This is a genomic window from Pseudomonas sp. B21-009, from assembly GCF_024749345.1.
Classification (GTDB): domain Bacteria; phylum Pseudomonadota; class Gammaproteobacteria; order Pseudomonadales; family Pseudomonadaceae; genus Aquipseudomonas.
Genome location: NZ_CP087199.1, coordinates 639,724 through 666,051 on the forward strand (window position 1 = coordinate 639,724; position 26,328 = coordinate 666,051).

Below are 26,328 nucleotides of genomic sequence, written 5' to 3' on the forward strand. Positions count from 1 at the left end.
ATGCCGGATGGTAACTATGCGCGGCGCGCCAAGCCGAAGGCAAGGCCCATGGCGGGCCCTGTCGACGAGCCGGGGGCAGGGCGCTCGTCGCGCCGCTGCCACCAGGCACCGGTTTACTCCTGGTGTTCACCGCGTTCGCGGGCAATGGCACGGTAGCCGATGTCCTTGCGGTAGAAGCTGCCATCCCAGTTGATCTCGGCTGCCAGGCGGTAGGCTTGTTGCTGGGCCGACTCGACGCTGCTGCCCATGGCGGTGGCGCACAGTACGCGGCCGCCAGTGGCAACTACCTGGCCGTCCTTGAGCGCGGTACCGGCGTGGAACACCTTGCCTTCAATCTGCGCTGCAGCATCCAGGCCGTGGATGACCGCGCCTTTGCTGTAGTCGCCAGGGTAGCCGCCAGCAGCCAGCACCACGCCCAGGCTCGGACGCGGATCCCACTGCGCTTCGACCTTGTCCAGGGCCTTGGCGAAAGCGGCTTCGATCAGCAGCACCAGGCTCGACTCCAGGCGCAGCATGACCGGCTGGGTTTCCGGGTCGCCGAAGCGGCAGTTGAACTCGATGACTTTCGGGTTACCGGCTTTATCGATCATCAGGCCGGCATAGAGGAAGCCGGTGTAGACGTTGCCTTCCTCGGCCATGCCGCGCACGGTCGGCCAGATCACCTGGTCCATGACGCGCTGGTGCACGTCGGCGGTGACCACTGGCGCTGGCGAGTAGGCGCCCATGCCGCCGGTGTTGGGGCCGGTGTCGCCGTCGCCGACGCGCTTGTGGTCCTGGCTGGTAGCCATTGGCAGCACGTTGTGGCCGTCGACCATGACGATGAAGCTGGCTTCCTCGCCGTCGAGGAACTCTTCGATCACCACGCGCGAACCTGCGTCACCAAAGGCGTTGCCGGCGAGCATGTCGCGCACGGCGTCTTCGGCCTCGCCCAGGGTCATGGCGACGATCACGCCTTTACCGGCGGCCAGGCCGTCGGCCTTGATCACGATCGGTGCGCCTTTTTCCCGCAGGTAGGCCAGGGCCGGCTCGATCTCGGTGAAGTTCTGGTAGTCGGCAGTCGGGATCTTGTGGCGCGCCAGGAAGTCCTTGGTGAAGGCCTTGGAACCTTCCAGCTGGGCCGCGCCCTTGGTTGGACCAAAGCAGTCCAGGCCGCGGCTGCGGAACAGGTCGACGACACCGGCAACCAGCGGGCCCTCAGGGCCGACGATGGTCAGGGCGACATTTTTTTCGGCGAAATCGGCCAGTTGCTCCAAAGCGCTGACGTCGATGTCGACGTTCTCGCACTTGGCTTCAGTGGCGGTGCCAGCGTTGCCCGGGGCAACGAAGACTTTTTCGACCCGTGGGTCCTGAGCGACTTTCCAGGCCAGGGCGTGTTCACGACCGCCGCTACCGATAATCAGAATATTCATGAAGGCTCCTTCGGAGAAGCTGCAAGCTGCAAGCTACAAGAAAAAGCAGCCAGTGCTGCCTTTTGCGTAGCTTGCAACTCTGAAATTTAAGGGGCTGCAACTGCAAGAGGATGCGACGCGATGCGCTTTTTCTTGCAGCTTGCAGCTTGGAGCTTGTCGCTGCTTCACTCAGTGACGGAAGTGACGCATGCCGGTGAAGACCATGGCAATGCCGGCTTCGTCAGCGGCGGCGATGACTTCGGCATCGCGCATCGAGCCACCTGGCTGGATCACCGCGGTGATGCCGACCTTGGCAGCGTTGTCGATGCCATCACGGAACGGGAAGAACGCGTCCGATGCCATGACCGCGCCCTGCACCTGCAGGCCGGCGTGCTCGGCCTTGATCGCAGCGATACGGGCGGAGTTGACGCGGCTCATCTGGCCGGCGCCGACACCAATGGTCTGGCGGTTCTTGGCGTAGACGATGGCGTTGGACTTGACGTACTTGGCCACTTTCCAGGCGAAGATCAGGTCGTGGATTTCTTGCTCGCTCGGCGCACGCTTGGTGACCACTTTCAGGTCGCCCTCGGTGATCATGCCGATGTCGCGGCTTTGTACCAGCAGGCCGCCGGTGACGCGCTTGAAGTCCCAGGCAGCGGCACGTTCTGCCGACCACTCGCCGCAGGCCAGCAGGCGCACGTTGGCCTTGGCCGCCACCACGGCGCGGGCTTCGTCGCTGACGCTCGGGGCGATAATCACTTCGACGAACTGACGCTCGACGATGGCTTTGGCGGTTTCGGCGTCCAGTTCGCGGTTGAAGGCGATGATGCCGCCGAACGCCGATTCGGTATCGGTGGCGTACGCCAGCTCGTAAGCCTGGCGGATACCGCCTTCAGCGTCGGGGCTGACCGCCACGCCGCACGGGTTGGCGTGCTTGACGATGACGCAGGCCGGCTTGACGAAGCTCTTCACGCATTCCAGCGCGGCGTCGGTATCGGCCACGTTGTTGTACGACAGCTCCTTGCCCTGCAACTGCACCGCGGTGGCGATGCCGGCTTCGGCAGGCTTGGCCTCGACATAGAACGCCGCGCTCTGGTGCGGGTTCTCGCCGTAGCGCATTTCCTGGGCCTTGGTGAACTGGCTGTTGAAGGTCCGCGGGAATTCGCTGCGACCTTCGGTGCTGAGGGTTTCAGCGGCCTGGTTCACGGTGCCCATGTAGTTGGCAATCATGCCGTCGTAGGCTGCAGTGTGCTCGAATGCCTTGAGCATCAGGTCGAAGCGCTGGGCGTAGGTCAGGCCACCGGCCTTGAGGCTTTCCAGGACCTGGCCGTAGTCGCTGGCGTTGACCACGATGGCGACGTCCTTGTGGTTCTTGGCCGCCGAGCGGACCATGGTCGGGCCGCCGATGTCGATGTTCTCGATGGCGGTCGGCAGGTCACAGCCCGGCTTGGAGATGGTGGCTTCGAACGGGTAGAGGTTGACCGCGACCAGATCGATCGGCTTGATCCCGTGCTCGGCCATGATGGCGTCGTCGGTACCGCGACGGCCGAGGATGCCGCCGTGGATTTTCGGGTGCAGGGTCTTGACCCGGCCGTCCATCATTTCGGCGAAGCCGGTGTAATCGGCAACTTCCACCGCGGCAACGCCATTGTCCTGGAGCAACTTGAAGGTGCCGCCGGTGGACAGGATCTCGACGCCGAGCTGTTGCAGCTCACGGGCGAATTCAAGGATCCCGGTCTTGTCGGAGACGCTGATCAAGGCGCGGCGGATCGGCAGGCGGGTAGTCTGGTCGGTCATTTCAGATTCCATAACGCGGTGGAGTCAGCAAAAAAGGCGACCTCATCGAATGGGAGCCGCCTTTTCTGGTTTGGATGCTTGCTTACAACAAATCGTACTGCTTGAGTTTCTTGCGCAAGGTGCCGCGGTTGAGCCCGAGCAGCTCGCTGGCCTTGGTCTGGTTGCCCTTGACGTAGTTCATTACGCTTTCGAGCAACGGCGCTTCGACTTCCGAGAGCACCAGGTTGTACACGTCCGTGACGGCCGCGCCCTCCAGATGGGCGAAATAGTTGTGCAGCGCCTTTTCCACACTGCCGCGAAGGGTCTGACCCTCTTCGCTCGGCGTATTCAGGTGCTGTTTCAGGTTGACGTTGTCGCTCACGGGCGTTGTTCCACTCACTAAAGTCTCGGTCATCATCGTCATGCGGCCACCCCTTGTCCGTCCTCTGTCTCAAGGCTCTGTTCACGCTCGCTGAAGAAGCCGCGAACGTTGGCGCACTGCGCTTGCGTGTCTTCCAAACGGTTGAACTGGGCGCGAAACTCCTTGGCGCCCGGTAGCGTTGCCAGGTACCAACCAACGTGCTTGCGGGCGATACGTACGCCCATCACATCGCCATAGAAGGCGTGCAACGCGGTCAGGTGCTCCAGCAGAATTCGTTCCACTTCGTCCAGCTGCGGTGCCGGCAGTTTTTCGCCGGTACGCAGGTAATGCTCGATCTCGCGAAAGATCCATGGCCGCCCTTGGGCAGCCCGGCCAATCAGCAGACCGTCGGCACCGGTGGCATCCAGCACCGCCCGGGCTTTTTCTGGCGAAGTGATATCGCCATTGGCAAAAACCGGGATCGACACCGCCTGCTTGATCGCCGCGATGGTGTCGTATTCGGCTTCACCGGTGTAGAGGTCGGCGCGTGTGCGTCCATGTACCGCCAGTGCCTGGATCCCGGCCTGCTCGGCGATCCTCGCCACAGTCAGGCCGTTCTTGTTGGCCCTGTCCCAGCCAGTGCGGATCTTCAGCGTGACCGGCACGTCCACGGCGGCAACCACCGCGTGGAGGATTTCGCTGACCAGGGCTTCATCTTTCAATAAAGCAGAGCCTGCGGCCTTGTTGCAGACTTTTTTTGCCGGGCAGCCCATGTTGATGTCGATAATCTGCGCGCCGGCCTCGACGTTGGCCCGGGCCGCCGCTGCGAGCATCTGCGCGTCACCGCCGGCGATCTGTACCGAGCGCGGCTCGGGATCACCTTCGTGAATCATGCGCAGGCGCGACTTGCGGCTGTTCCACAGGCTCATGTCGCTGCTGACCATCTCCGACACCACCAGGCCTGCACCCATTCGTCGGCACAACTGACGAAAGGGCTGGTCCGTGACCCCGGCCATGGGCGCGAGGATCAGGGCGTTCTGCAGTGTGTATGGGCCGATGCGTACCGCCGACATAGGAGTTCCCTGTTGTGGGGGCCGATCTTAGAGTTCGAAAAAGGGTTGGCATGATACCCGCTCTCGGTGACCGGATAAAGATCGATTTGGATAAAATCTGAACAGTTGGCTTTGAGCTTCAAGCTGCAAGCTTCAAGCCGCAAGCAAAAACGGATCAGCGCATGGGGCTGCTTTTCCTTGTGGCTTGACGCTTGCGGCTTGCCGCTCGCCGACTATTCCGGCGACCGGAACGACAGGCTGTAGTTGACCGCCTTGGGGCCCGGATCGAGGATGTCCAGGGCGATGTGGATCGGCGTCTGGCTGGGCATTTCGCCCTTGCCGGCCAGTTCACCGCTGAGGTACTCGGTGGGCTTGAAGCGGCGGCTGGCGATCAACTGGCCATTGAGATCGGCAAAGCGCAGCTCCAGCAGCGGGAACGGCTGGGCGAAGGGCGCCCGGTTGTAGATGATCGCATCGACGATCAAGGCACCGTTGAAGTCCGGGTGGCTGCGCACCACCAGGTTACTGCTCTTGATCCGGGCGATATCGACCCGCGACGGCACCTGGCAACCGACGGTCGGACAGACCGCCTGGAACCACGGGCGGTAGCGGTCCTGGCGGGCCAGTTCGTCGAACTGGTACCAGATGTATTGGCCGGCCAGGGCCGCAGCGGCCAGCATAATCAACAGGATCCACAGCAGGCGCCGGGCCCAGTTGACCTTGGGCTTCTGCCAGTCGAGCTGGATCGGATCGTCGACCAGGTCGAGCAGCGGCTCCTTGCGCGCCGGGCGGTTGCTGACCGGGCCCAGGCCCGGTTCGCGGCGCTCGTCGAGCTCGGGTTCGGGGCTGTCCAGAGGGGCCTCAGGCTCGCGCGCCGACAGACGCTCGCCGGGCAGTTCGTCATCATCGGCGCGTAGCGCAGCGGCAGGTGCCAGCGGGGCGTCGAGGTCGTCATCGATGGCATCCAGCGACAGCGACGGCTCGGTACGCTCGCCGGGTGCCGGCGCGAGGTCCAGGGCTTCCTGCTCGATCAGCGGCGGTTGCGGCGCGTCGAGCTCGGCACTGAGTTGCTCGCGCTCGGCGGCCGGGCTGCTGAACAGGCTGTCGGGCCAGTGCTGGTCGTCTTGCTCGGGGCTGTCGCGGTGCGCGCTGAGGCTCTCTTCGCGTGGTGCAGCGGCCTTGAACTCGGTGGTCGGCTGGATTTCGCGCTGTTCCAGGCGCGCCAGCTCCTGATCGAGGTCGAGCTGGTCGAGGTCCAGCTCGGCGGCGCTCCACTCGTGCTGGCTCGGTGCTTTTGCGGGCTCCGCCACTGGCTCGACCGGCACCGGCGCTGCAGGCGGGTTCTGCGCCGCGCTTTGCTCCAGTAGTTGCCGGGCGGCGTTGAACACTTGCAGGCAGGCGCCGCAACGCACCATGCCGCGGGCCACGCTCAACTGATTGTGGCTGACGCGAAAGCTGGTCTGGCAATGCGGGCACTGGGTGACGAAACTGTCGGTCATGCGGCGGTCCGGGTTATGCAGAAGGTTATTCTAGGCGCACTTAGCGGCGGCGACCACTGATGCGTACCCAGCCATCGCGTACGGCGATCGGGTCGAGGTCGAAGTCCTTGGCGTAGGCCGCGGCAACTTCATCACCCTGCTCGGCGAGAATCCCCGACAGCGCCAGCAGGCCACCCGGACGTACCAGCCCGGACAGTTGCGGGGCCAGCGAGACCAGCGGGCCGGCGAGGATGTTGGCGACCAGTACGTCGGCCTGCATGGCCGGCATGTGCTCGGGCAGGTACAGGGCGAATTTCTCGTCGGCGATGCCATTGCGTCCGGCGTTGTCGCGCGAGGCTTCCAGGGCCTGCACGTCGATGTCGGTACCGACCGCTTCACGGGCACCGAGCAGCAGCGCGGCGATGGCGAGGATGCCCGAGCCGCAACCGAAGTCGAGCACCTGGGTGTCTTTCAGGTCCTGGCCGTCGAGCCATTCCAGGCACAGTGCGGTGGTCGGGTGGGTGCCGGTGCCGAAGGCCAGGCCCGGGTCGAGCAGCAGGTTGACCGCCTCAGGCTCCGGTGCCGCGTGCCAGCTTGGCACGATCCACAGGCGCTGGCCGAAACGCATCGGCTGGAAATTGTCCATCCAGCTGCGTTCCCAATCCTGGTCTTCGATGACTTCGGCCTGGTGCTCCGGCAGTTCGGCGCCGGTCAGCAACTGCAGGTGGGCGAACACCGCGCTGGCGTCGGTCTCGGCTTCGAACAGTGCCAGCAGGTGGGTATGCGACCACAGCGGGGTGGTGTTGAGGTCCGGTTCGAAGATCGGCTGATCTTCGGCATCCATGAAGGTGACCGAAACGGCGCCTACTTCGAGCAGGGCATCTTCATAGGTTTCGGCTTGTTCCGGGCTGATGGCCAGACGTACTTGCAGCCAAGGCATGGCGGGCACCTTTGGAAAAATCTACAGGGGCAGCCCGAGGCTGCGAGAAGCCCGCCAGTTTACTTGAGTGCGAGGGGTTTGTGGGAACCCTGTGGGAGCCCCAAAAAAAGACCCCGGTCACGGGACCGGGGTCTTTTTTACATCACTGGCGAATCACTCCTGGCTAGCCAGTTTGTGTTCCAGGTAGTGAATGTTGACGCCGCCTTTGCAGAAACCTTCATCACGCACCAGGTCGCGGTGCAGCGGGATGTTGGTCTTGATGCCGTCGACGACGATCTCGTCCAGGGCATTGCGCATGCGTGCCATGGCTTCGTCGCGGTCCTTGCCGTAGGTGATCAGCTTGCCGATCAGCGAGTCGTAGTTCGGTGGAACTGCGTAACCGCTGTACAGGTGCGAATCGACGCGAACGCCGTTGCCACCCGGGGCGTGGAAATGCTTGACCGTGCCTGGGCTCGGGATGAACTTCTTCGGGTCTTCGGCGTTGATCCGGCACTCCAGCGAGTGACCGCGAATCACCACGTCATCCTGGGTGAACGACAGCTTGTTGCCAGCGGCGATGCTGAGCATCTCCTTGACGATGTCGATACCGGTGACCATCTCCGAAACCGGGTGCTCCACCTGAACACGGGTGTTCATTTCGATGAAGTAGAAACGACCGTTCTCGTAGAGGAACTCGAAGGTGCCGGCGCCACGGTAGCCGATCTCGATGCAGGCATCGACACAGCGCTTGTAGACTTCCTGGCGGGCTTTTTCATCGATGCCCGGTGCCGGCGCTTCTTCCAGTACCTTCTGGTGGCGGCGCTGCAGCGAGCAGTCGCGGTCACCCAGGTGCACGGCGTTACCCTGGCCGTCGGACAGGACCTGGACTTCCACGTGACGTGGGTTGGTCAGGAACTTCTCGAGGTAGACCATCGGGTTGCCGAAGGCTGCGCCAGCTTCGGTGCGGGTCAGCTTGGCCGAGGCGATCAGGTCCTCTTCCTTGTGCACCACGCGCATGCCGCGACCACCACCGCCACCGGCGGCCTTGATGATCACCGGGTAGCCGACTTCACGGCCGATGCGCAGGGCTTCTTCTTCGTCTTCCGGCAGCGGGCCGTCGGAACCTGGCACGGTCGGAACGCCAGTCTTGATCATCGCGTCCTTGGCCGAAACCTTGTCGCCCATCAGGCGAATGGTGTCGGCTTTGGGGCCAATGAAGGCAAAACCGGAGTTCTCGACCTGCTCGGCGAAATCGGCGTTTTCCGCGAGGAAACCGTAGCCTGGGTGAATGGCGGTAGCGCCGGTCACTTCAGCCGCGGCGATGATGGCCGGAATGTGCAGGTAGGACTGGCTGGCCGAAGCAGGACCGATGCAGACCGACTCGTCTGCCAGGCCCAGGTGCATCAGTTCGCGGTCAGCCGTGGAGTGTACGGCGACGGTCTTGATGCCCAGCTCTTTGCAGGCACGCAGGATCCGCAGGGCAATTTCCCCGCGGTTGGCAATCAGGACTTTTTCCAGCTTCGCAGACATCGTTGGCTCTCCGCGGTTCAAACGATGGTGAACAGCGGCTGGTCGAACTCAACCGGCTGACCGTCTTCTACCAGGATGGATTCGATCACACCGCTGGTTTCAGCTTCGATGTGGTTCATCATCTTCATGGCTTCGACGATGCACAGGGTGTCGCCTTTCTTCACGGTCTGGCCGACTTCAACGAAGGCTGGCGAGGCAGGCGAGGCTTTGCGGTAGAAGGTACCGACCATTGGCGAACGGGCAACGGTGCCGTTCAGTTTTGGTGCGCCAGCTTCGGCTGGAGCGGCGGCAGCGGCCGGGGCGGCGGCTGGTGCGGCAACAGGAGCGGCGACTGGAGCCGGAGCGTAGTACTGCTGGGCTGGTGTCTTGCTGTGGCGGCTGATCCGTACGGATTCCTCGCCTTCCTTGATCTCCAGCTCGTCGATGCCAGATTCTTCCAGCAGTTCGATCAGTTTCTTGACTTTACGGATATCCATTAATCATCAACTCCCAAGGTTCGGTCAGGGGCGTAAATATAAAAACGTGTTAGCAAACGTTTCTTGTGAGCCCCGGCCCATAGGCCAGGTTCTCGTCATCAGGGCTTTGCGTTAGCAGCCAGGTGTTCCAGGGCAGACTCCAGGGCCAGGCGATAACCGCTGGCACCCAGGCCGCAAATCACTCCTACGGCGACATCAGAGAAGTAGGAGTGATGGCGAAAAGGTTCGCGTTTGTGCACGTTGGACAGATGCACTTCGATGAATGGGATGCTCACCGCCAGCAACGCGTCACGTAATGCGACACTTGTATGTGTGAAAGCCGCCGGATTGATCAGGATGAAGTCCACACCTTCGCTGCGCGCGGCATGAATGCGGTCGATCAATTCGTACTCGGCGTTGCTTTGCAGGTATTGCAGATGATGGCCGGCGGCGCGGGCGCGCTGCTCCAGGTCCTGGTTGATCTGGGCCAGGGTCACGGCGCCATAGACGCCCGGTTCGCGGGTGCCGAGCAGGTTCAGGTTGGGGCCGTGCAGCACCAGTAGCGTTGCCATCTGTGGTTCCTTTTTATCGTTAGGAAACTTTGCGCGGCGACTATGCCGTAAACCGGCGGGCACTGTCCAGTTACCAGCAATAGCCAGCACGATGACCGATATTCACGCTAAATATGTGACTAATTTATTAATTTCGGTCATCGAAAGCGGCTTTTTAGCGGCCCGAAGAAGTTATAGACCCAGATCGGCGCGAATGCGCGTCAGATGCTCGGCAAATTCGCCGGCGTTTATCTCGCCAACCACACGATCCGCGGTGATTTCGCTGCCGTTCGCGGCAAAGAACAACAGCGCTGGCGGGCCGAACAGCTGGTAGCGGTCGAGCAGGGCGCGCTGTTCAGCGTTGCTTTCTGTGATATCGAAGCGCAGCAACTGGTAGTCCTGCAGTTGTGCTAGCACTGCGGGTGCATTGAGCACCTCGTGCTCGATCACCTTGCAACTGATGCACCAGTCGGCGTACCAGTCCAGCAGCACCGGCTGGCCGGCGGCCTTGGCGGCGGCCAGGGCGCTGTCCAGCGCCGCCGGGGTGGTGAGGGTCTGCCAGGCGCTGGCGCTCCTGGCCTGGGCGCTTGCACCAGTACTGGCGTTACTGGCTTGAGGCAGCGGGCGCAGCGGGTCGGTCTGCCCGCTCAAGGCGCCGTACCAGCAGGTCAACCCATAGAACAGCAGGGCCAGGCCGAGCAACTGCGCCAGGCGCTGCCGGGTGGTTTTCACCGTGAACTCCAGGGCGCCAAGGAACACCGCGGTACCGGCGGCCAGCAGGCCGACCAGCAGCAGCGTGACCTGCCCCGGCAGCACGCGGCTGAGCAGGCCTATGGCCAGGCCCAGCAACAGCACGCCGATGGCGTTTTTCACCGTTACCAGCCATGGCCCGCTTTTCGGCAGCCAGGCCGCACCGCCGGTAGCGATCAGCAGCAGTGGCGCGCCCATGCCCAGGCCCAGGGCGAACAGCTTCAATGCACCCCCCAGGGCATCGCCGCTGGCGCTGATATACAGCAGGGCGCCGGCCAGTGGCGCCGACACGCACGGCGATACCAGCAGGCTGGAGAACACCCCGAGGATCGCCGCACCGATCAGCGATCCGCCCTTGGTCTGGCCGACCAGACGTTCCAGGCGACTACTGATGGCATGCGGCAATTTGAGCTCGAACAGGCCGAACATGGCCAGGGCAAACAGCACGAAGAACAGCGCAAACGGCACCAGCACCCAGGCCGACTGCAAGCGTGCCTGCAGGTTGAGGCCGGCACCGAACAGGCCCATCAGCGCGCCGAGCAGGGCAAAGCAGGCAGCCATCGGCAGCACATAGGCCAGCGACAGGGCAAAACCGCGCACGCCGCCGACCTGGCCGCGCAACACCACGCCAGAGAGGATCGGCAGCATCGGCAGCACACACGGGGTGAAGGTCAGGCCGACGCCGGCGAGGAAGAACAGCAGCAGGCCTTGCCAGTCCCAGCCGGCCTTGGCGACCGTGGTGGTAGCTGGCGGCGCACTGCTGGTGATGCCATCGATGCTCAGGCGTGCGGTTTCCGGCGGGTAGCACAGGCCCTTGTCGGCGCAGCCCTGGTAGCCCACCAGCAAGGTGAAGGGGCGTTGTTCGTTGGCCGGGCGGGGGATTTCGATGTCGAGGATGCCGTGATAGACCTCGACGTCGCCGAAGAACTCATCGTGCTTGGCTTCACCCGGGGGGATCTGCGCCGTGCCCAGGGCTATGTCGGCAGGCTCGCTGCGAAACTGGAAGCGGTGGCGGTACAGGTAGTAACCGTCGGCGGCGACGAAGCGCAGTTTCAGGCTTTGCCCTTGATCCTCGACCAGGCTCAGCTTGAAGGCTTCGTGCACTGGCAGAAAGTCGCTGCTGTTGTTCAGCGACGCGGCGCCCAGGGTGGCGCTGGGGCGATTGTCGAGCAGGCCGGCGCCGACGGCGGGCAAGGCCAGGAGCAGAAACAGGAGGCAAAGCAGGCGGCGCATGGCGGTCTCGCAGTACAAAAGTGCCTGCATGATAACGGACTTTGCAGCCCTGTTGCCTTCATCGCGGGTCAAGTCGGATCGCCGCGACACATCCTCACAGGCGAAAGGCCCGCACCGCCGTATTCAACTCGCCACCCAGGCGAAGCAACTGCTCACCCTGCTCACGCCCTTCACCAATACGTTGCAAGTTGTCTTCACCCAAGCCATGAATCCGCTCGCTGTGGTCACGAATCTCGCTCACCGCGCCGCTCTGCTGGGCGGTGACATCGGCAATCCGTACCGCTGTGGCCGAGATGGTCTGGATTGCCGCGACAATTTCATCCAGCGCGCCATCCGCCGCCTGGGCCTGGTCAGCGGTGGCCTCGGCATGTTCGAGCTGCGCGCGCATGCCTTCAACCGATTCGCGGGCCGCCTGCTGCAGGCGCCCGATCAAGGTCTGGATCTCACCGGTAGCGCCGGTAGTGCGCAGGGCCAGGGAGCGTACCTCTTCGGCAACCACGGCAAAGCCACGGCCCATTTCCCCGGCCCGCGCCGCTTCGATCGCGGCATTGAGGGCCAGCAGGTTGGTCTGCTCGGCAATCGAGCGGATCACCGTCAGCACGCCGCCGATGGTCGCCGATTCCTCGGCCAGTTGTTCGATCATCTGCGCGTTGCCCTGTACTTCGTCGACCAGCGCCCGCAGCCCGGTCAGGCTCTGGCCTATCACTGCCTGGCCTTGCTCGACCGCACGCCCGGCGTCGTGGCTGGCGTCGGCCGCCTGGCTGGCGTCGCCGGCGACCTGGAGGATGGTCGCCTCCAGCTCGCCGAGGGCATCACGGATTTGCGCGGTGTCGCCGGCCTGGCGTTCGGCGCCGTCGTGTAGGGCGCTGCTCATGCCGGCCAGGGCGTGGCTGCTGCCAGCGACCTGCTCGGCGTTGTGGCGGATGGTGCCGACCAGCTCGACCAGGTAGACCCGCAGGCGGTTCAGCGAGTCCTGGATATCATGCATTTCACGGTTGCTGCGGCCCAGGGCAATGGCCTGGCTGAAGTCGCCCTCGGCCCAGCGCGAGAGTGCCGGCGCGAGGTTGGTCAGCACCCGCGCCAGGCGCCGCTGCAGGGTGTCGATGAGCAGGGCGATCAGCAGGATCAAACCGATCATCAGGCCCTGGATCACCCGCACTTCGCCCTGGATGGCGGCATGCTGGCTACGCACACTGGGTTCGAGCTCGGCGATGGCCTGCTGCACGGCGCCGATGCGCTCGAAGGTGCTGCTGGCCAGGGCGCTGCGTTGCTGGATCTGCTCGCGGGTGCGCTGCAGCTCGAAGGGGTAGCGCTTGATCAGGCTGTTGAGTTCGCGTTTGAGCGCCACCCCGGTGTCTTCGGTTGCTGTGCTGGCCTGGGGCTCCAGGCCCATCAGCGCGGCAAAATCGTCGGCGCTCGAAGCGCTGCTGGCGGTCACCCCCAGCAGCGGCAATTGTTCGAGTAACTGCGCCTGGGCGGCGATCTGCGCAAGTTCGCGCTCGACTTCATCGGCCAGTTCGCTGCGGCCGCTGCTGACCATTTTGTCCCGCGCCAGGGATAGCCGCGACAGGTGCAGGGAGGCGTTGAACAGCAGCGGCGAATAGCGCCCGGCATCGCTGCTGGTGCTGCTCTGGGCATAGTTGGCCAGTTGCTCGAGGCTCGCACCCAGTTCGCGTTCGGCCTGCAGCAACAGGGCCTGCGGGTCGCCGGCCAGCTTGCCGGCGCCCAGCAACTCGTTGGCGGTGAAGCGCTGCAGGTTGTCCAGGCTCGGGCGCAGGCGCTCGGCAAGCTCTGCCGGCAGTTGCTCCAGTTCACCCTGCAGGGCGGCGGTGGTCTGCAGCGCCGTGGCATGGCGCAGGGCGTCGCCGCTGCTCAGGTAGTCCTGGATATTGCGCGCCGCCTGGTTCTGGAATTGCTGCGACAGCGACAGATAGCGCTCCATTAATAAATAGGGGCGCTCCAGGGCGCGCTGCGACCACCACAGGGTCGCGCCCAGGGCGATGCACACGGTAACCAGCAACAGGGTATTGAAATTGGTGAGCAGCTTCAGGCGCATGTCCGGTGTCTACCAACGGCCGAATGGTAAGCGCCTGAAGTTATTGCGTTTTTATGACCGGGTTATGACGGAGCGGGCGGTTCGGTGAAAAAAAACTGGCACTTTGCCTTTATGCTTCGACCCGTTGCACGCAGTTGCGCCCGGCACCCTTGGCGCGGTACAGCGCCTCGTCGGCGGCGGTGGCCATGCTCAGGGCGTCCAGGCCTTCGCTCAGTTGCACCACGCCGGCACTGAAGGTGCAGGACAAGTCGCGCGGCTGGGCCGGGTAATGGATCTCGGCAAAGCGCCGGCGAATTTCGTCGAGCACCTTGTGCGCCGAGCCCAGGTCGGTGTTGGGCATGACGATGGCAAATTCTTCACCGCCGTAGCGGCCAATGAAGTCGGTCTTGCGCAGGCGCTGCTTGAGGAACAGCGCCAGGCTCTTGATCACCCGGTCGCCCATGGGGTGGCCGTGGCTGTCGTTGACCTTCTTGAAGTGGTCGATGTCGAGCATGGCGAAGCTCAGTGGCTGCGCTTCGCGGCGCGCACGGAAGCTGCAGTCTTCGAGCAATTGCAGGATATGGGTGTGGTTGTACAGCCCGGTGAGGCTGTCGCGCACCATCCGCGCCTTGAGGTTGCGCGCCCGGGCCGCGCGGTTGCGCACGGTGGTGATCAGGTGCCGCGAGCGGATCGGCTTGGTCAAAAAGTCATCACCGCCCTCGCTCATGGCGTCGAGCTGTTTGTCCAGATCGTCCTCGGCCGACAGGTAGATGATCGGCACGCTGACATAACGGTCGTTGTGGCGGATCACCTTGGCAAGCTCGGTGCCGGTGCAGGCCGGCATGTACATGTCGAGGATGATCAGGTCGGGCTGGAAGTCGGCAAGCTCGGCCATGGTCTGGATCGGGTCGATCAGGGTGCGGGTGACGATCCCGGCGCTGTTGAGCAGGCGCTCGGTGTGCAGGGCCTGGGCCCGCGAGTCGTCGATGATCAGCACCTTGAACGGTTCGTACTGGGTGACGCTGGTCAGCAGCTCGACCTTTTCCAGCAGGCTCGAGGCTTCCAGGGTGCCGGTAAGGAACTCCTGGCCACCGGCGCGCACGGCGGCCAGGCGCGTCGGCGTGTCGGTTTCGTGCAAGCTGAAGAACAGCAACGGCACCCGCTGCTCCAGGCCCTGCTGGGCCTGGGCGGCCAGTTGCAGGCCGACACCGGGGCCGGTGAAGTCGACGTCCATGACGATTGCCGAGGGCAGCCGTTCGCTCATGGTCGCCTGGAACGCGGCGGCGCTGTACAAGGCCTGTACACCGAGGCCGAAGAATTCCAGTTGCTGGGCCAGACGCTCGGCGCGGTCGTGGTCCTGGAGCATGATGTACACCGGCTTGCGCAGCGGCGGCAGCGGCACTTGCTCAAGTTGGTCGCCCTGGCGCAGGCCGGTGCGCGACAAACGTTGCATCAGCCGGTTGAGGTCGCTGATCAGCTGGCTGCTCAGGCGCGCGCTGTTGGCTTCGACCGCCTCCAGGGCATGGCCGATGGCCTCGGCCAGCTGGCTGTGCTCGGGCTGCTCGAAGCGCTCGGCATAGCGTTGCAGGCGCAGGTTGGCTTCGCACAGCTCACCCAGGTCGCCAGTCGACCACTCGCTGCGCTGCAGGCGCTGCCAGATCTCGAGGATTTGCCGGGCCTGATGAATGACCCGCTGGGCAAAGTGTTGCTTGAGGCGCTCACGATTGGGGTCTTCTGGCTCGGTCATGTCCTGACTACTTATAAGGGGTGAGGCTGAGTTCGAGTGATGGCTCTATGCTAGCACCACTTTCCCGGCAATCGAGTGCCTTGTATCAATTAACTGTACAAGTCCGTTTATTCATTTGCTGACCCAATAGTCGCTTATGCGAAGCGCCGTGCTTGATTTATAGTGCAGCGATACTTGCCGACCCCGGCAGGTGGCGCGCGGCATTAAAAGCCCATCGCGCTGGCACGAAGCCCGGGGGTTGCGGTCGAACCCCTTGAACCGACGTGACTGAAAGGACAACGCCATGCTGGACTGGAAAAACCGTACAGGCAAAGCCGAGGCGCGTGAGCGGGTCGAACCGCGCACCGCTGCCACCCGCAGTTATTTTGGCGGGTTGTTCTTCAGCCGCGCCCTGGGCTCGCTGATCGGCCTGTACCTGCTGGTGTGCGTGGGCCTGGGCTGGTACTGGAGCGCCGAGCCCGACCTGTTCCCGGTGCAGCAGAACGCCCAGGCGGCCGCCGAGAAAACCGGCAAGCAGATGGTCGTCGGCTATACCACCATCGAAACCCTCAAGACCGTGGCCGGCACCCTGCTCAACAAGCCCGGCGGCTATATTTCCAACGACCGCTTCCCGCCTGGCCTGTGGATGGACAACATGCCCAGCTGGGAGTACGGCGTGCTGGTCCAGGTGCGTGACCTGAGCCGCGCCCTGCGCAAGGACTTTGCCCGCTCGCAGTCGCAGTCCACCGAAGACGCTGACCTGGCCAAGGCCGAGCCGCGCTTCAACTTCGACAACAAGAGCTGGATCCTGCCGTCGAGCGAATCGGAGTTCCAGGAAGGCATCAACTCGCTGACCCGTTACCAGAACCGCCTGGCCTCGCCGGATCAGCAGGGCGCGCTGTTCTACACCCGCGCCGACAACCTCAACAACTGGCTGGGCGACGTCGCCACCCGCCTGGGTTCGCTGTCGCAGCGTCTGTCGGCAAGTGTCGGCCGGGTCAAGCTCAACAGCACCCTGAAGACCGAGTCGGTGCTGCCGGGCCAGGTGCCGCAGCTTGACGAAGAAGTGGTCGAAACCCCGTGGCTGCAGATCGACAACGTGTTCTACGAAGCCCGCGGCCAGGCCTGGGCGCTGTCGCACCTGCTGCGCGCCATCGAGGTCGACTTCGCCGATGTGCTGGCGAAGAAGAACGCCACGGTCAGCGTACGGCAGATCATCCGTGAGCTGGAAGCCTCGCAGGAGCCGCTGTGGAGCCCGATGGTGCTCAATGGCAGCGGCTTTGGCATGTGGGCCAACCACTCGCTGGTCATGGCCAACTACATCTCGCGGGCCAACGCTGCCGTCATCGACCTGCGTCAACTGCTGACCCAGGGCTGATCGGTGTCGATCTCCGAGCAGGAGGCAGCGCACCGCGCCGCCTCCGACCGCGAACTGATTGCCTGGGTCGACGAAAGCGACCGCCTGCTCGGCGCCGTGGCCCGCGCCGAGCTGCGCGAGCGCGGGCTGATTGGCCGCGGCACCTACATCCTCTTGTTTAATTCCGCTGGCCAGCTGTGCGTGCACCGGCGCACCGAGAGCAAGGCGATTTACCCCGGTTACTGGGATGTCGCCGCTGGTGGCATGGTCCAGGCCGGTGAGGGCTATGCCGAATCGGCGGCCCGCGAACTGGAAGAAGAGCTGGGGGTCGGTGGGGTCGAACTCACCGCGCATGAATGTTTTTTCTTCGACCAGACCGGCAACCGGCTCTGGTGCGCGGTGTTCTCGGCGGTCTGGGACGGGCCTTTGCGCCTGCAGCCCGAAGAGGTCAGCGAGGCACGCTTCATCGCCGTCGAGCAGGCCCTGGCCGACAGCCAGCAACAGCCATATTGCCCCGATTCACTGGCTGCCTTGCGGCGCTACCTCGACCGTCGAGCCTGACGTCGCTAAACACATGCAAAATGGCGCAGTTTTGTACTTAGCATTCGCGACTTTTATCGTTACACTGCGCGGCCTTTAAAGGCTGCCGCACGCTTCATGCGGCAGTTGCGCTGCCCCTGCCAGAGTGGGGCTTCGCGGTCGGTACCCCGCCAGGGGCGTCGACCAGTTTTTATCCTCACCGTAGAGGATCAAAAGTGGCCAAGAAAGCCGCATCATTCGCCGCCCTCGGTGGCCTGGTGTTCTCCACTGATGCAGGCCGGCATTGCCCGGACTGCAGCAAACCCATAGATGCCTGCATCTGCAAACAGACGCTCATCCCCGAAGGCGATGGCATTGCTCGCGTGCGTCGCGAAAGCAAGGGCCGTGGCGGCAAGACGGTGACGACCATCAGCGGCGTGCCGCTGCCCCTGGAACAGCTCAAGGATCTGGCCAGCACGCTCAAGCGCCGCTGCGGAACCGGCGGCGCGTTGAAAGACGGGGTCATCGAAATCCAGGGCGATCATGTCGAGCTGTTGTTGGCCGAGCTGATCAAACAGGGCTTCAAAGCGAAAAAGTCCGGCGGCTGAAGACTGCATCGCGATTTTTTGCAATTCGCTTTCTAAACTCGTTCCCGTAGGAAGGGTCTATCCCTGAACACGGATAATCGTCACTTTCAGGTTTTACACTGCGCCCGCCCCATGCAGGCCGGTGTTTTTCGACTTTCTATATAGGGGACTTCAATGTCCGTACGACGCACACGCAAAGACGATGGCAGCCAATGGACAGTTGCGGACAGCCGCAGTGTTTACGGCATTCGCCATTGGGGGGCCGGCTACTTCGCAATCAACGAGGCCGGGCGCGTCGAAGTCCGCCCGAACGGGCCTGGCAGCGCGCCGATCGACCTGTTCGAACAGGTCGACGAACTGCGCAAGAGCGGCCTGTCGCTGCCGCTGCTGGTACGTTTCCCGGATATCCTCCAGGACCGCGTGCGCCAGCTGACCGGCGCTTTTGACGCCAACATCGCGCGCCTGGAATACCAGAGCCAGTACACCGCGCTGTACCCGATCAAGGTCAACCAGCAAGAAGCGGTGGTGGAAAACATCATCGCCACCCAGAACGTTTCCATTGGCCTTGAAGCCGGCTCCAAGCCTGAGCTGCTGGCCGTGCTGGCGCTGGCACCGAAAGGCGGCACCATCGTCTGCAACGGTTACAAGGACCGCGAGTTCATCCGCCTGGCACTGATGGGCCAGAAACTCGGCCACAACGTCTTTATCGTCATCGAGAAAGAGTCGGAAGTGGCCCTGGTGATCGAAGAAGCCGCCGAGCTCAAGGTCAAGCCGCAAGTTGGCCTGCGCGTGCGCCTGTCGTCGCTGGCCTCGAGCAAGTGGGCCGATACCGGTGGCGAGAAGTCCAAGTTCGGCCTGTCGGCGGCGCAACTGATCTCGGTGGTGCAGCGTTTTCGCGATGCCGGCCTGGACCAGGGCATCCGCCTGCTGCACTTTCACATGGGCTCGCAGATCGCCAACCTGGCCGACTACCAGCACGGTTTCAAGGAAGCCATCCGTTACTACGGCGAGCTGCGCGCGCTGGGCCTGCCGGTCGATCACATCGACGTCGGCGGCGGCCTGGGTGTGGACTACGACGGCACCCACTCGCGCAACGCCAGTTCGATCAACTACGACATGGATGACTACGCCGGTGTCGTGGTCGGCATGCTCAAGGAGTTCTGCGATGCCCAGGGCTTGCCACATCCGCATATCTTCTCGGAGAGCGGCCGCTCGCTGACCGCGCACCACGCCGTGCTGGTGGTGCAGGTGACCGACGTCGAGAAGCACAACGACGAAGTGCCGCTGATCGAGAACAAGGAAAGCCTGCCCGAGACCGTGCAGTGGCTGGCCGACCTGCTCGGCCCGACCGATATCGAGATGGTCACCGAAACCTACTGGCGCGCCACTCACTACATGAGCGATGTGGCCGCCCAGTATGCCGACGGCAAGATCACCCTGGCCGAGAAAGCCCTGGCCGAGCAGTGCTACTTTGCGGTCTGCCGGCGCCTGCACAACTCGCTCAAGGCCCGCCAACGCTCGCACCGCCAGGTGCTCGACGAACTCAACGACAAGCTGGCCGACAAGTACATCTGCAACTTCTCGGTGTTCCAGAGCCTGCCGGACACCTGGGCCATTGGCCAGGTCCTGCCGATCCTGCCGCTGCATCGCCTCGACGAAGAGCCGCTGCGCCGCGCCGTGCTGCAAGACCTGACCTGCGACTCGGACGGCAAGATCAACCAGTACGTCGACGAGCAGAGCATCGAGACCAGCCTGCCGGTGCACGCGATCAACGAAGGTGAAGACTACCTGCTGGGTATCTTCCTGGTCGGTGCCTATCAGGAAATCCTCGGTGACATGCACAACCTGTTCGGTGATACCGACTCGGTGAACATCTACCAGAACCCGAACGGCAGCGTGTACCACGCCGGTATCGAGACCCATGACACCATCGAAGACATGCTGCGCTACGTGCACCTGTCGCCGGAGGAGTTGATGACTCACTACCGCGACAAGTGCGCCAGCGCCAAGATCACCGCCCGTGAGAAGACCCAGTTCCTCGACGCCCTGCGTCTGGGCCTGACCCGTTCGTCGTACCTGTCGAGCTGATCAGTGGTGCGGGTCGCGTGCAGTCGCTGGCTGCGCGTCGACCCGACTTGACCCGCGATGCTTTCAACTACCGACGCACAAACCACCCATCCCGCCGCTGCAACCGCCAGCCCATCACCCCCAGCGTTACCCCGCGCAAGGCCATGAACAGCAGAAAGCCCAGCCACAGGCCGTGGTTGCCCAGATCGCGAGCCAGATAGGCAACCGGCAGGGCGATGAGCACGCTGAGCAGCATGCCGTTGCGCATCTCCCGCGCCCGCGTGGCGCCGATGAACAAGCCATCGAGCAGATAGCTCCACACCGCGATCAACGGCAGCAAGGCCAGGTACGGCAAGTACTGGTAGGCGGTTTCGCGCACGTTGGCGATGTCGGTCTGCATGCTGATGAACAGATGCCCACCGAGCAAAAACAACACGGCAAAGCCGCTGCTGGCCAGCAGCGACCAGCCGCAGGCGACGGTCAGTGAGCGGCGCAGCGCCTGGCGATCGCCAGCGCCGATGGCGTGCCCGCACAGCGCTTCGACCGCATGGGCCAGGCCATCAAGGGCGTAGGCGGTGAGCAGCAGGCCATTGAGCAGCAAGGCATTGGCTGCCACGGTCGCTTCACCCAGGCGTGCGCCTTGCACGGTAATCAGGAAGAACACCGCTTGCAGCGCCAGGCTGCGGATGAAGATGTCGCGGTTGACGCTCAGCAGCGGCCGCCAGCTCTGCCAGCGTGCCAGCAGTGCCCAGGCGATCTGCCCGGGGTAAGCGCGCAGGGCCGGGCGGGTCAGGGCCAGGCCGAGCAGGGCGGCGCTCCATTCGGCAATCACCGAGGCCCGCGCCGAACCGATCACGCCCCAGTCCAGGCCGAGCACGAACCACAGGTTGAGGGCGATGTTGAGCAGGTTGGTGGTCAGCAGGATCGCCAGCGGCGCCCTGGCGTTCTGGGTGCCGAGGAACCAGCCGACCAGGGCGAAGCTGGCCAGCGCCGCCGGCAGGCCGAGCAGGCGGGTCTGGAAGAAGTCGTGGGTCGACTGCTCCAGCGCTGCCGAGGGCTGCATAAGTTGCAGCGCCAGGTGGCTGAACGGCAGGGCCAGAACACCCAGCAGCAGGGCGAAAAACAGCGCCAGCAACAGGCCCTGGAGCAACACCTGACGCAGTGCTGCGCCGTCGGCACGACCCGCCGCCTGGGCGGCGAAACCGGTCGAGCCCATGCGCAGAAAGCCCATCACCCAGGCCAGGAAGGTGTACAGGCTGGCGCCCACCGCCACCGCACCGAGCTGATGAGCATGGGGCAGGTGGCCAATCACGGCGCTGTCGACCAGGGCCACCAGCGGTACGGAAATGTTCGAAAGTATCATCGGCGCGGCCAGCGCCCAGACCTTGATATGGGTCGGGCGGTCGCGCCAGTCGGTCAGCAAACGGGACATGAAAGCTCCTGGCAAGCCGGCATTGTAGCCGCTGCGGGCACCAAATCGTGCGAAGGCGGTCTCACATCCGCTCGCCGCATCACTGTTGCGGCGCGGTTGATATATAGTGCACCCCTAAGATTCCGCTGCCCGAGAGTTACTACTCCCATGCTCAACAAAGGATTGTTGCTGGCCTGCGCGCTGGCCTTGCTCAGTGCCTGCGATTCGTCTGCCCCGGACAAACCGGCCCCCGCGGCCCCGCCTGCGCAGACCCAGGACCAACCCGCAGCCCCGGCCCCGGCCGCTCCGGCTGCACCCGCAGACGCGACCAAGCCCGCTGCGGCCAAGGACGATGCCGCGACTCTGGCCAAGCGTTATGCCGGTCGCGAGCTGAGCGTGGTGGATGTCTCGGAAGTGCAGGTCGATGGCGCCAGCGCCCTGGCCCTGACCTTCTCGGTGCCGCTGGATGACCAGCAGAACTTCGCTGACAAGGTGCACCTGGTCGATACCGTCAAAGGCAAGGTCGACGGCGCCTGGGAGCTTTCTGCCAACAAGATGGAGCTGCGCCTGCGCCACCTGGAGCCCCAGCGCAAGCTGGTGCTGACCATCGACGCCGGGCTGCTCGCGGTCAATGGCAAGCGCCTGCCCGCCGAGTCGATCAGCCGCCTGGAAACCCGCGACATGCAATCGACCATCGGCTTCGCCAGCCGTGGCTCGCTGCTGCCGACGCGACTGGCCGAAGGCCTGCCGGTGATCGCCTTGAACGTCAACAAGGTCGATGTCGAGTTCTTCCGCATCAAGTCGGACAAACTGTCGCCGTTCCTCGCCACCTGGGGCCGCAACAGCAGCCTGTACTACTACACGTCCAAAGAAATCCTGGACATGACCGAGCTGGTTTACAGCGGCCGCTTCGACCTCAACCCGGCGAAGAACACCCGCGAAACCGTGCTGCTGCCGATTGCCGGCATCAAGCCGCTGCAAGAGCCAGGCGTGTACCTGGCGGTAATGCGTGCCTCCGGAACCTACGACTACACGCAACCGGCGACGCTGTTCACCCTCAGTGACATCGGCGTCTCGGCGCACCGTTACCAGAACCGCCTGGATGTCTTCACCCAAGGCCTGGAAGGCGGCAAGGCGCTGAGCGGTGTCGAGCTGGAACTGCTCGACGGCGAAGGCCGCGTGCTGGCCCAGGCCAAGACCGACAGCGACGGCCATGCCCAGTTGCCGACGCCACCGAAAGCCGAAACCCTGCTGGCCCACCAGGGCGTGCACACCACCATGCTGCGCCTCAATAGCGCTGCCCTGGACCTGGCCGAATTCGACATCACCGGCCCCCAGGCCAACCCGCTGCAGTTCTTCGTGTTCGGCCCGCGCGACCTTTATCGCCCGGGTGAAACCGTGCTGCTCAACGGCCTGTTGCGTGACCAGGATGGCCGCCCGCTCAAGCCGCAACCGGTGACCGTGGAAGTGCGCCGTCCGGATGAGCAGATCAGCCGCAAGTTCGTCTGGGAAGCCGATGCCAATGGCTTCTATCAGTATCAGCTGCAACTGGCCGATGAAGCGCCGACCGGGCGCTGGCAGTTGCTGTTCGACCTCGGCGGCGGCAAGAAGCAGGTGTTCGAGTTCCTTGTCGAAGATTTCCTGCCCGAGCGTCTGGCCCTGGAGCTCAAGGGCAGCGAAAAGCCGCTGAGCCCGGACCAGACTGCACAGATCAAGGTCAACGGTCGCTACCTGTACGGCGCCCCGGCTTCGGGCAATCGCCTGAGCGGCCAGGCCTATGTGCGCCCGCTGCGTGAAGCGGTGCCGGCACTGCCGGGCTATCAGTTCGGTTCGATCACTGAAGAGGAACTGAGCCAGGACCTGGAGCTGGACGAAGTCAACCTGGACAGCAACGGCAAGACCACCCTGAACATCGAAAGCAAATGGTCCGAAGCCCGTTCGCCGCTGCAACTGACCGTGCAGGCCAGCCTGCAGGAGTCCGGTGGCCGGCCGATCACCCGCCGCCTTGAGCAACCGATCTGGCCGGCCGGGCGCCTGCCTGGCTTGCGCGGTCTGTTCGAGGGTGAAGAAACCGATGGCGAAGGCCCGGTGGAGTTCGAAGTGCTGGTGGCCGATCCGCAAGGCAACAAGCTGGCGGTCAACAACCTCAAGGTGCGCCTGGTCCGCGAGCGTCGCGACTACTACTGGAACTACTCGCAGAGCGACGGCTGGAGCTACAACTACAACGAGAAATTCCTCATCCAGAGCGAAGAGACGGTCAACGTCAAGGCCGGCTCCACCGCCCGGGTCAACTTCCTGGTTGATTGGGGCCCGTACCGCGTCGAGGTCGAAGACCCGCAGACTGGCCTGGTGTCGAGCGGGCGTTTCTGGGCCGGCTACCGTGCCCAGGACAACGCCGACGGCGGCGCCGTACGTCCGGACCAGGTCAAACTGGCCCTGGACAAACCGTCGTATGCCGATGGCGCTACCGCCAATATCACCGTCACTCCGCCTGCCGCAGGCACCGGCTACTTGATGGTCGAGTCCAGCGAAGGCCCGCTGTGGTGGGAAGAAATCGATGTACCGGCCGAAGGCAAGAGCTTTGCCGTCAAGCTCGATCCGAAGTGGGCGCGCCATGACCTGTATGTCAGCGCCCTGGTGATTCGCCCGGGCGAGCGCAAGGTCAATGCCACGCCGAAACGTGCCGTGGGTGTGCTGCACCTGCCGCTGGATCGCCACGAGCGCAAGCTGGCGGTAACCCTCAATGCCCCGGAAAAAATGCGTCCCAAGCAGCCGCTGACCGTCAAGGTGCAAGCGCGCAACGCCGACGGCAGCGTGCCCAAACAGGTGCATGTACTGCTGGCAGCGGTGGACGTGGGCATCCTCAACATCACCGAGTTCGAAACCCCCGACCCGTTTACCGGCATGTTCGGCCGCAAGGCCTATGGTGCTGACCAACTGGATATCTATGGCCAGTTGATCGAAGCCGGGCAGGGCCGTCTGGCCAGCCTGGCCTTCGGTGGTGACGCGGCCATGGCCAAGGGCGGCAAGCGCCCGAACACCACGGTGACCATTGTTGCCAAGCAAAGCGCCCCGGTAACCCTCAATGACAAGGGCGAAGGCGAAGCGACGGTCGATATCCCTGACTTCAACGGTGAGCTGCGGCTGATGGCCCAGGCCTGGACCGACGAGCGCTACGGCATGGCCGAAGGCAAGACCGTGGTCGCCGCGCCGTTGATTGCCGAGCTTTCGGCGCCGCGCTTCCTCGCCGGCGGGGACCGCACGACCCTGGCCCTGGACCTCTCCAACCTGTCGGGCAAGGCACAGAACCTGACCGTGCGCCTGAGCACCGAAGGCCAGCTGAATCTGCTCGGCGCCGCCGAACAAACCCTGAGCCTCACCGAAGGCAAGCGCGTCACCCTGCTGGTACCGGTACAGGCCAACGGTGGCCTGGGCCAAGGCAAGGTCAAGGTCGAGGTGCAAGGGCTGCAACTGCCAGGCGAGTCGGCCACGGCCTTCAGCCGCGACTGGACCCTGGGCATTCGCCCGGCCTACCCGGCGATGCTGCAGCATTATCGTGTCGCCCTCAAAGACCAACCCTGGACCCTGCCGGAAGCTGACCTGGCGCTGTTCGAACCGGCGGGCCTCGAGGCCTCGCTGGCGCTGTCGAGCCGCCCGCCGCTGAACCTGGCCGAGCAGATCCGTGCGCTCGAAGCCTATCCGTACGGTTGCCTGGAGCAGACCACCAGTGGCCTGTACCCGTCGCTGTACGCCGATGCCGCAACGCTCAAGCGCCTGGGCATCGCGGGTGAGCCGGCGGACGTGCGCAAGCGCAAGATCGAGATGGGCATCGAGCACTTGTTGGGTATGCAGCGCTACAACGGCAGCTTTGGCCTGTGGAGCGCTGACGACGAGGAAGAATACTGGCTGACCGCCTATGTCACCGACTTCCTCCTGCGTGCACGCGAGCAAGGTTATGCCGTGCCGCCCGAGGCCCTGAAAAAAGCCAGCGAGCGCCTGCTGCGCTACCTGCAGGAGCGCAACCTGATCGAGATCAGCTACAGCCAGAACGCCGAGCACAGCCGCTTTGCCGTGCAGTCGTATGCTGCTCTGGTGCTGGCGCGTACCCAGCAAGCGCCGCTGGGTGCCCTGCGCAGCCTGTTCGAGCGGCGCAGCGATGCGCGTTCCGGCTTGCCGCTGGTACAACTGGCCATCGCCCTCGACAAGATGGGTGACAAGCCACGTGCGCAACAGGCGCTGCAGGCCGGCCTGGCGGTCACCCGCAGCGAAAACTCCTGGCTGGCCGACTACGGCAGCCCGGTGCGTGACCAGGCGCTGATCCTGTCGTTGCTGACCGAGAACAACCTGGCCAGCGACAAGCTCGATGCACGGCTGTTCGAGCTTTCCGACCAGATGGCGGGTAACCGCTGGTTGTCGACCCAGGAGCGCAACGCGCTGTACCTTGCCGGTCGTGGCCTGCTGCGCAAGCCTGAAGGTAACTGGTCGGCACGCCTGGACAGCGCCGGTGAAGTGCGCGAATTCAACAACGAGCAATCGGGGATGAAACTCGAAGGCCCGCTGCTGGCCTCGCCGCTGACCATCCAGAACGAAGGCAGCGAGACGCTGTTCCAGCAACTGACCCTGTCCGGTTATCCGCGCCAGGCCCCGGTTGCCCGCGGCAGCGGCATGACCATCCGCCGCGAGTTCCTCGGCATGAATGGCCAGGCCCTGGACATCAAGGCGCTCAAGAGCGGTGACCTGGTGCTGGTGCACCTGGCGGTGACGGCCAATACCCAGGTGCCGGATGCCCTGGTGGTCGACCTGCTACCGGCGGGCCTGGAGCTGGAAAACCAGAACCTGGCGCAAAGCGCGGCAAGCCTTGAGAACGCCAGCAGTGCAGTGAAGCAATGGCGCGAGTCGATGCAGAACGCCGCGGTCGTGCATCAGGAGTTTCGTGATGACCGCTACGTGGCGGCGCTGAGTATCGACCAGTACTCCACCACCCACCTGCTGTATCTGGCCCGCGCGGTAACCCCGGGGACCTACAAGGTACCGCCGCCGCAGGTCGAGTCGATGTACCGGCCAAACTACAACGCGGTGGGCGAATCGCCTGCCGAGTTGGTGGTTAAAGGCCGCTGACACAGGGCGTTGTGG

The 26,328-nt window shown here is 64.0% G+C and carries 18 protein-coding genes; 5 read left to right on the forward strand and 13 right to left on the reverse strand.

The window, feature by feature from the left end:
- Positions 1-113 precede the first annotated feature (113 nt).
- The 12 genes from purD to LOY34_RS02910 form a co-directional block, all read right to left on the reverse strand.
- Positions 114-1,409 carry a phosphoribosylamine--glycine ligase gene (gene purD / locus LOY34_RS02855; protein WP_045196997.1) on the reverse strand — a complete coding sequence of 432 codons (1,296 nt, stop codon included), beginning with the start codon at positions 1,407-1,409 and terminating at the stop codon, positions 114-116.
- A 168-nt stretch (positions 1,410-1,577) separates the two neighbouring features.
- Positions 1,578-3,185, reverse strand: coding sequence for a bifunctional phosphoribosylaminoimidazolecarboxamide formyltransferase/IMP cyclohydrolase (gene purH, locus LOY34_RS02860; protein ID WP_045196998.1), 1,608 nt, complete (start codon positions 3,183-3,185; stop codon positions 1,578-1,580).
- An 82-nt stretch (positions 3,186-3,267) separates the two neighbouring features.
- Positions 3,268-3,588, reverse strand: a complete 321-nt coding sequence (fis, locus tag LOY34_RS02865; protein WP_003186237.1) for a DNA-binding transcriptional regulator Fis — start codon at positions 3,586-3,588, stop codon at positions 3,268-3,270.
- A complete protein-coding gene (gene dusB, locus LOY34_RS02870) occupies positions 3,585-4,598 on the reverse strand; it encodes a tRNA dihydrouridine synthase DusB (protein WP_045197001.1) in 1,014 nt (337 codons plus the stop codon). Before dusB ends, fis begins: the two co-directional genes overlap by 4 nt.
- 212 nt (positions 4,599-4,810) lie before the next feature.
- Positions 4,811-6,076, reverse strand: coding sequence for a DUF3426 domain-containing protein (locus LOY34_RS02875; protein ID WP_258664262.1), 1,266 nt, complete (start codon positions 6,074-6,076; stop codon positions 4,811-4,813).
- A gap of 40 nt (positions 6,077-6,116) precedes the next feature.
- Entirely contained in the window at positions 6,117-6,995 is an 879-nt protein-coding gene (prmA, locus tag LOY34_RS02880) for a 50S ribosomal protein L11 methyltransferase (RefSeq protein ID WP_195885593.1), read from the reverse strand.
- Between the two features lie 153 nt (positions 6,996-7,148).
- On the reverse strand, positions 7,149-8,504 hold the full coding sequence (gene accC / locus LOY34_RS02885) for an acetyl-CoA carboxylase biotin carboxylase subunit (RefSeq protein WP_045197008.1): 1,356 nt from the start codon (positions 8,502-8,504) through the stop codon (positions 7,149-7,151).
- 17 nt (positions 8,505-8,521) lie between these two features.
- Positions 8,522-8,980 (reverse strand): acetyl-CoA carboxylase biotin carboxyl carrier protein, encoded by a 459-nt coding sequence (gene accB, locus LOY34_RS02890; RefSeq protein ID WP_045197010.1) that lies wholly within the window; start codon positions 8,978-8,980, stop codon positions 8,522-8,524.
- Between the two features lie 98 nt (positions 8,981-9,078).
- Positions 9,079-9,531 (reverse strand): type II 3-dehydroquinate dehydratase, encoded by a 453-nt coding sequence (aroQ, locus tag LOY34_RS02895; protein WP_028945755.1) that lies wholly within the window; start codon positions 9,529-9,531, stop codon positions 9,079-9,081.
- Positions 9,532-9,702: 171 nt separating this feature from the next.
- The gene (locus tag LOY34_RS02900; protein ID WP_195885946.1) at positions 9,703-11,493 is read right to left on the reverse strand and encodes a protein-disulfide reductase DsbD; all 1,791 of its coding nucleotides are present in this window, start codon (positions 11,491-11,493) and stop codon (positions 9,703-9,705) included.
- 94 nt (positions 11,494-11,587) lie between these two features.
- Entirely contained in the window at positions 11,588-13,549 is a 1,962-nt protein-coding gene (locus LOY34_RS02905) for a methyl-accepting chemotaxis protein (RefSeq protein WP_258664263.1), read from the reverse strand.
- 109 nt (positions 13,550-13,658) lie between these two features.
- Positions 13,659-15,275 (reverse strand): PleD family two-component system response regulator, encoded by a 1,617-nt coding sequence (locus LOY34_RS02910; RefSeq protein ID WP_195885595.1) that lies wholly within the window; start codon positions 15,273-15,275, stop codon positions 13,659-13,661.
- Between the two features lie 283 nt (positions 15,276-15,558).
- Between LOY34_RS02910 and LOY34_RS02915 the strand changes: the two genes are divergently transcribed.
- The 4 genes from LOY34_RS02915 (at position 15,559) to speA (ending at position 19,805) form a co-directional block, all read left to right on the forward strand.
- A complete protein-coding gene (locus tag LOY34_RS02915; protein WP_045197016.1) occupies positions 15,559-16,632 on the forward strand; it encodes a DUF2333 family protein in 1,074 nt (357 codons plus the stop codon).
- Between the two features lie 3 nt (positions 16,633-16,635).
- The gene (locus tag LOY34_RS02920) at positions 16,636-17,172 is read left to right on the forward strand and encodes an NUDIX hydrolase (RefSeq protein WP_195885596.1); all 537 of its coding nucleotides are present in this window, start codon (positions 16,636-16,638) and stop codon (positions 17,170-17,172) included.
- Positions 17,173-17,366: 194 nt separating this feature from the next.
- Positions 17,367-17,738, forward strand: a complete 372-nt coding sequence (locus tag LOY34_RS02925; RefSeq protein WP_010221702.1) for a translation initiation factor Sui1 — start codon at positions 17,367-17,369, stop codon at positions 17,736-17,738.
- A gap of 153 nt (positions 17,739-17,891) precedes the next feature.
- A complete protein-coding gene (gene speA / locus LOY34_RS02930) occupies positions 17,892-19,805 on the forward strand; it encodes an arginine decarboxylase (protein ID WP_045197019.1) in 1,914 nt (637 codons plus the stop codon).
- Positions 19,806-19,872: 67 nt separating this feature from the next.
- Here the strand turns inward: speA and LOY34_RS02935 are convergent, their stop codons facing one another.
- Positions 19,873-21,216 carry an MATE family efflux transporter gene (locus LOY34_RS02935; protein ID WP_258664264.1) on the reverse strand — a complete coding sequence of 448 codons (1,344 nt, stop codon included), beginning with the start codon at positions 21,214-21,216 and terminating at the stop codon, positions 19,873-19,875.
- Positions 21,217-21,363: 147 nt separating this feature from the next.
- Here LOY34_RS02935 and LOY34_RS02940 point away from each other — a divergent pair, with 147 nt between their 5' ends.
- Complete coding sequence (locus tag LOY34_RS02940; RefSeq protein WP_195885597.1) at positions 21,364-26,313, forward strand: alpha-2-macroglobulin; 4,950 nt, start codon at positions 21,364-21,366, stop codon at positions 26,311-26,313.
- Positions 26,314-26,328 lie beyond the last annotated feature (15 nt).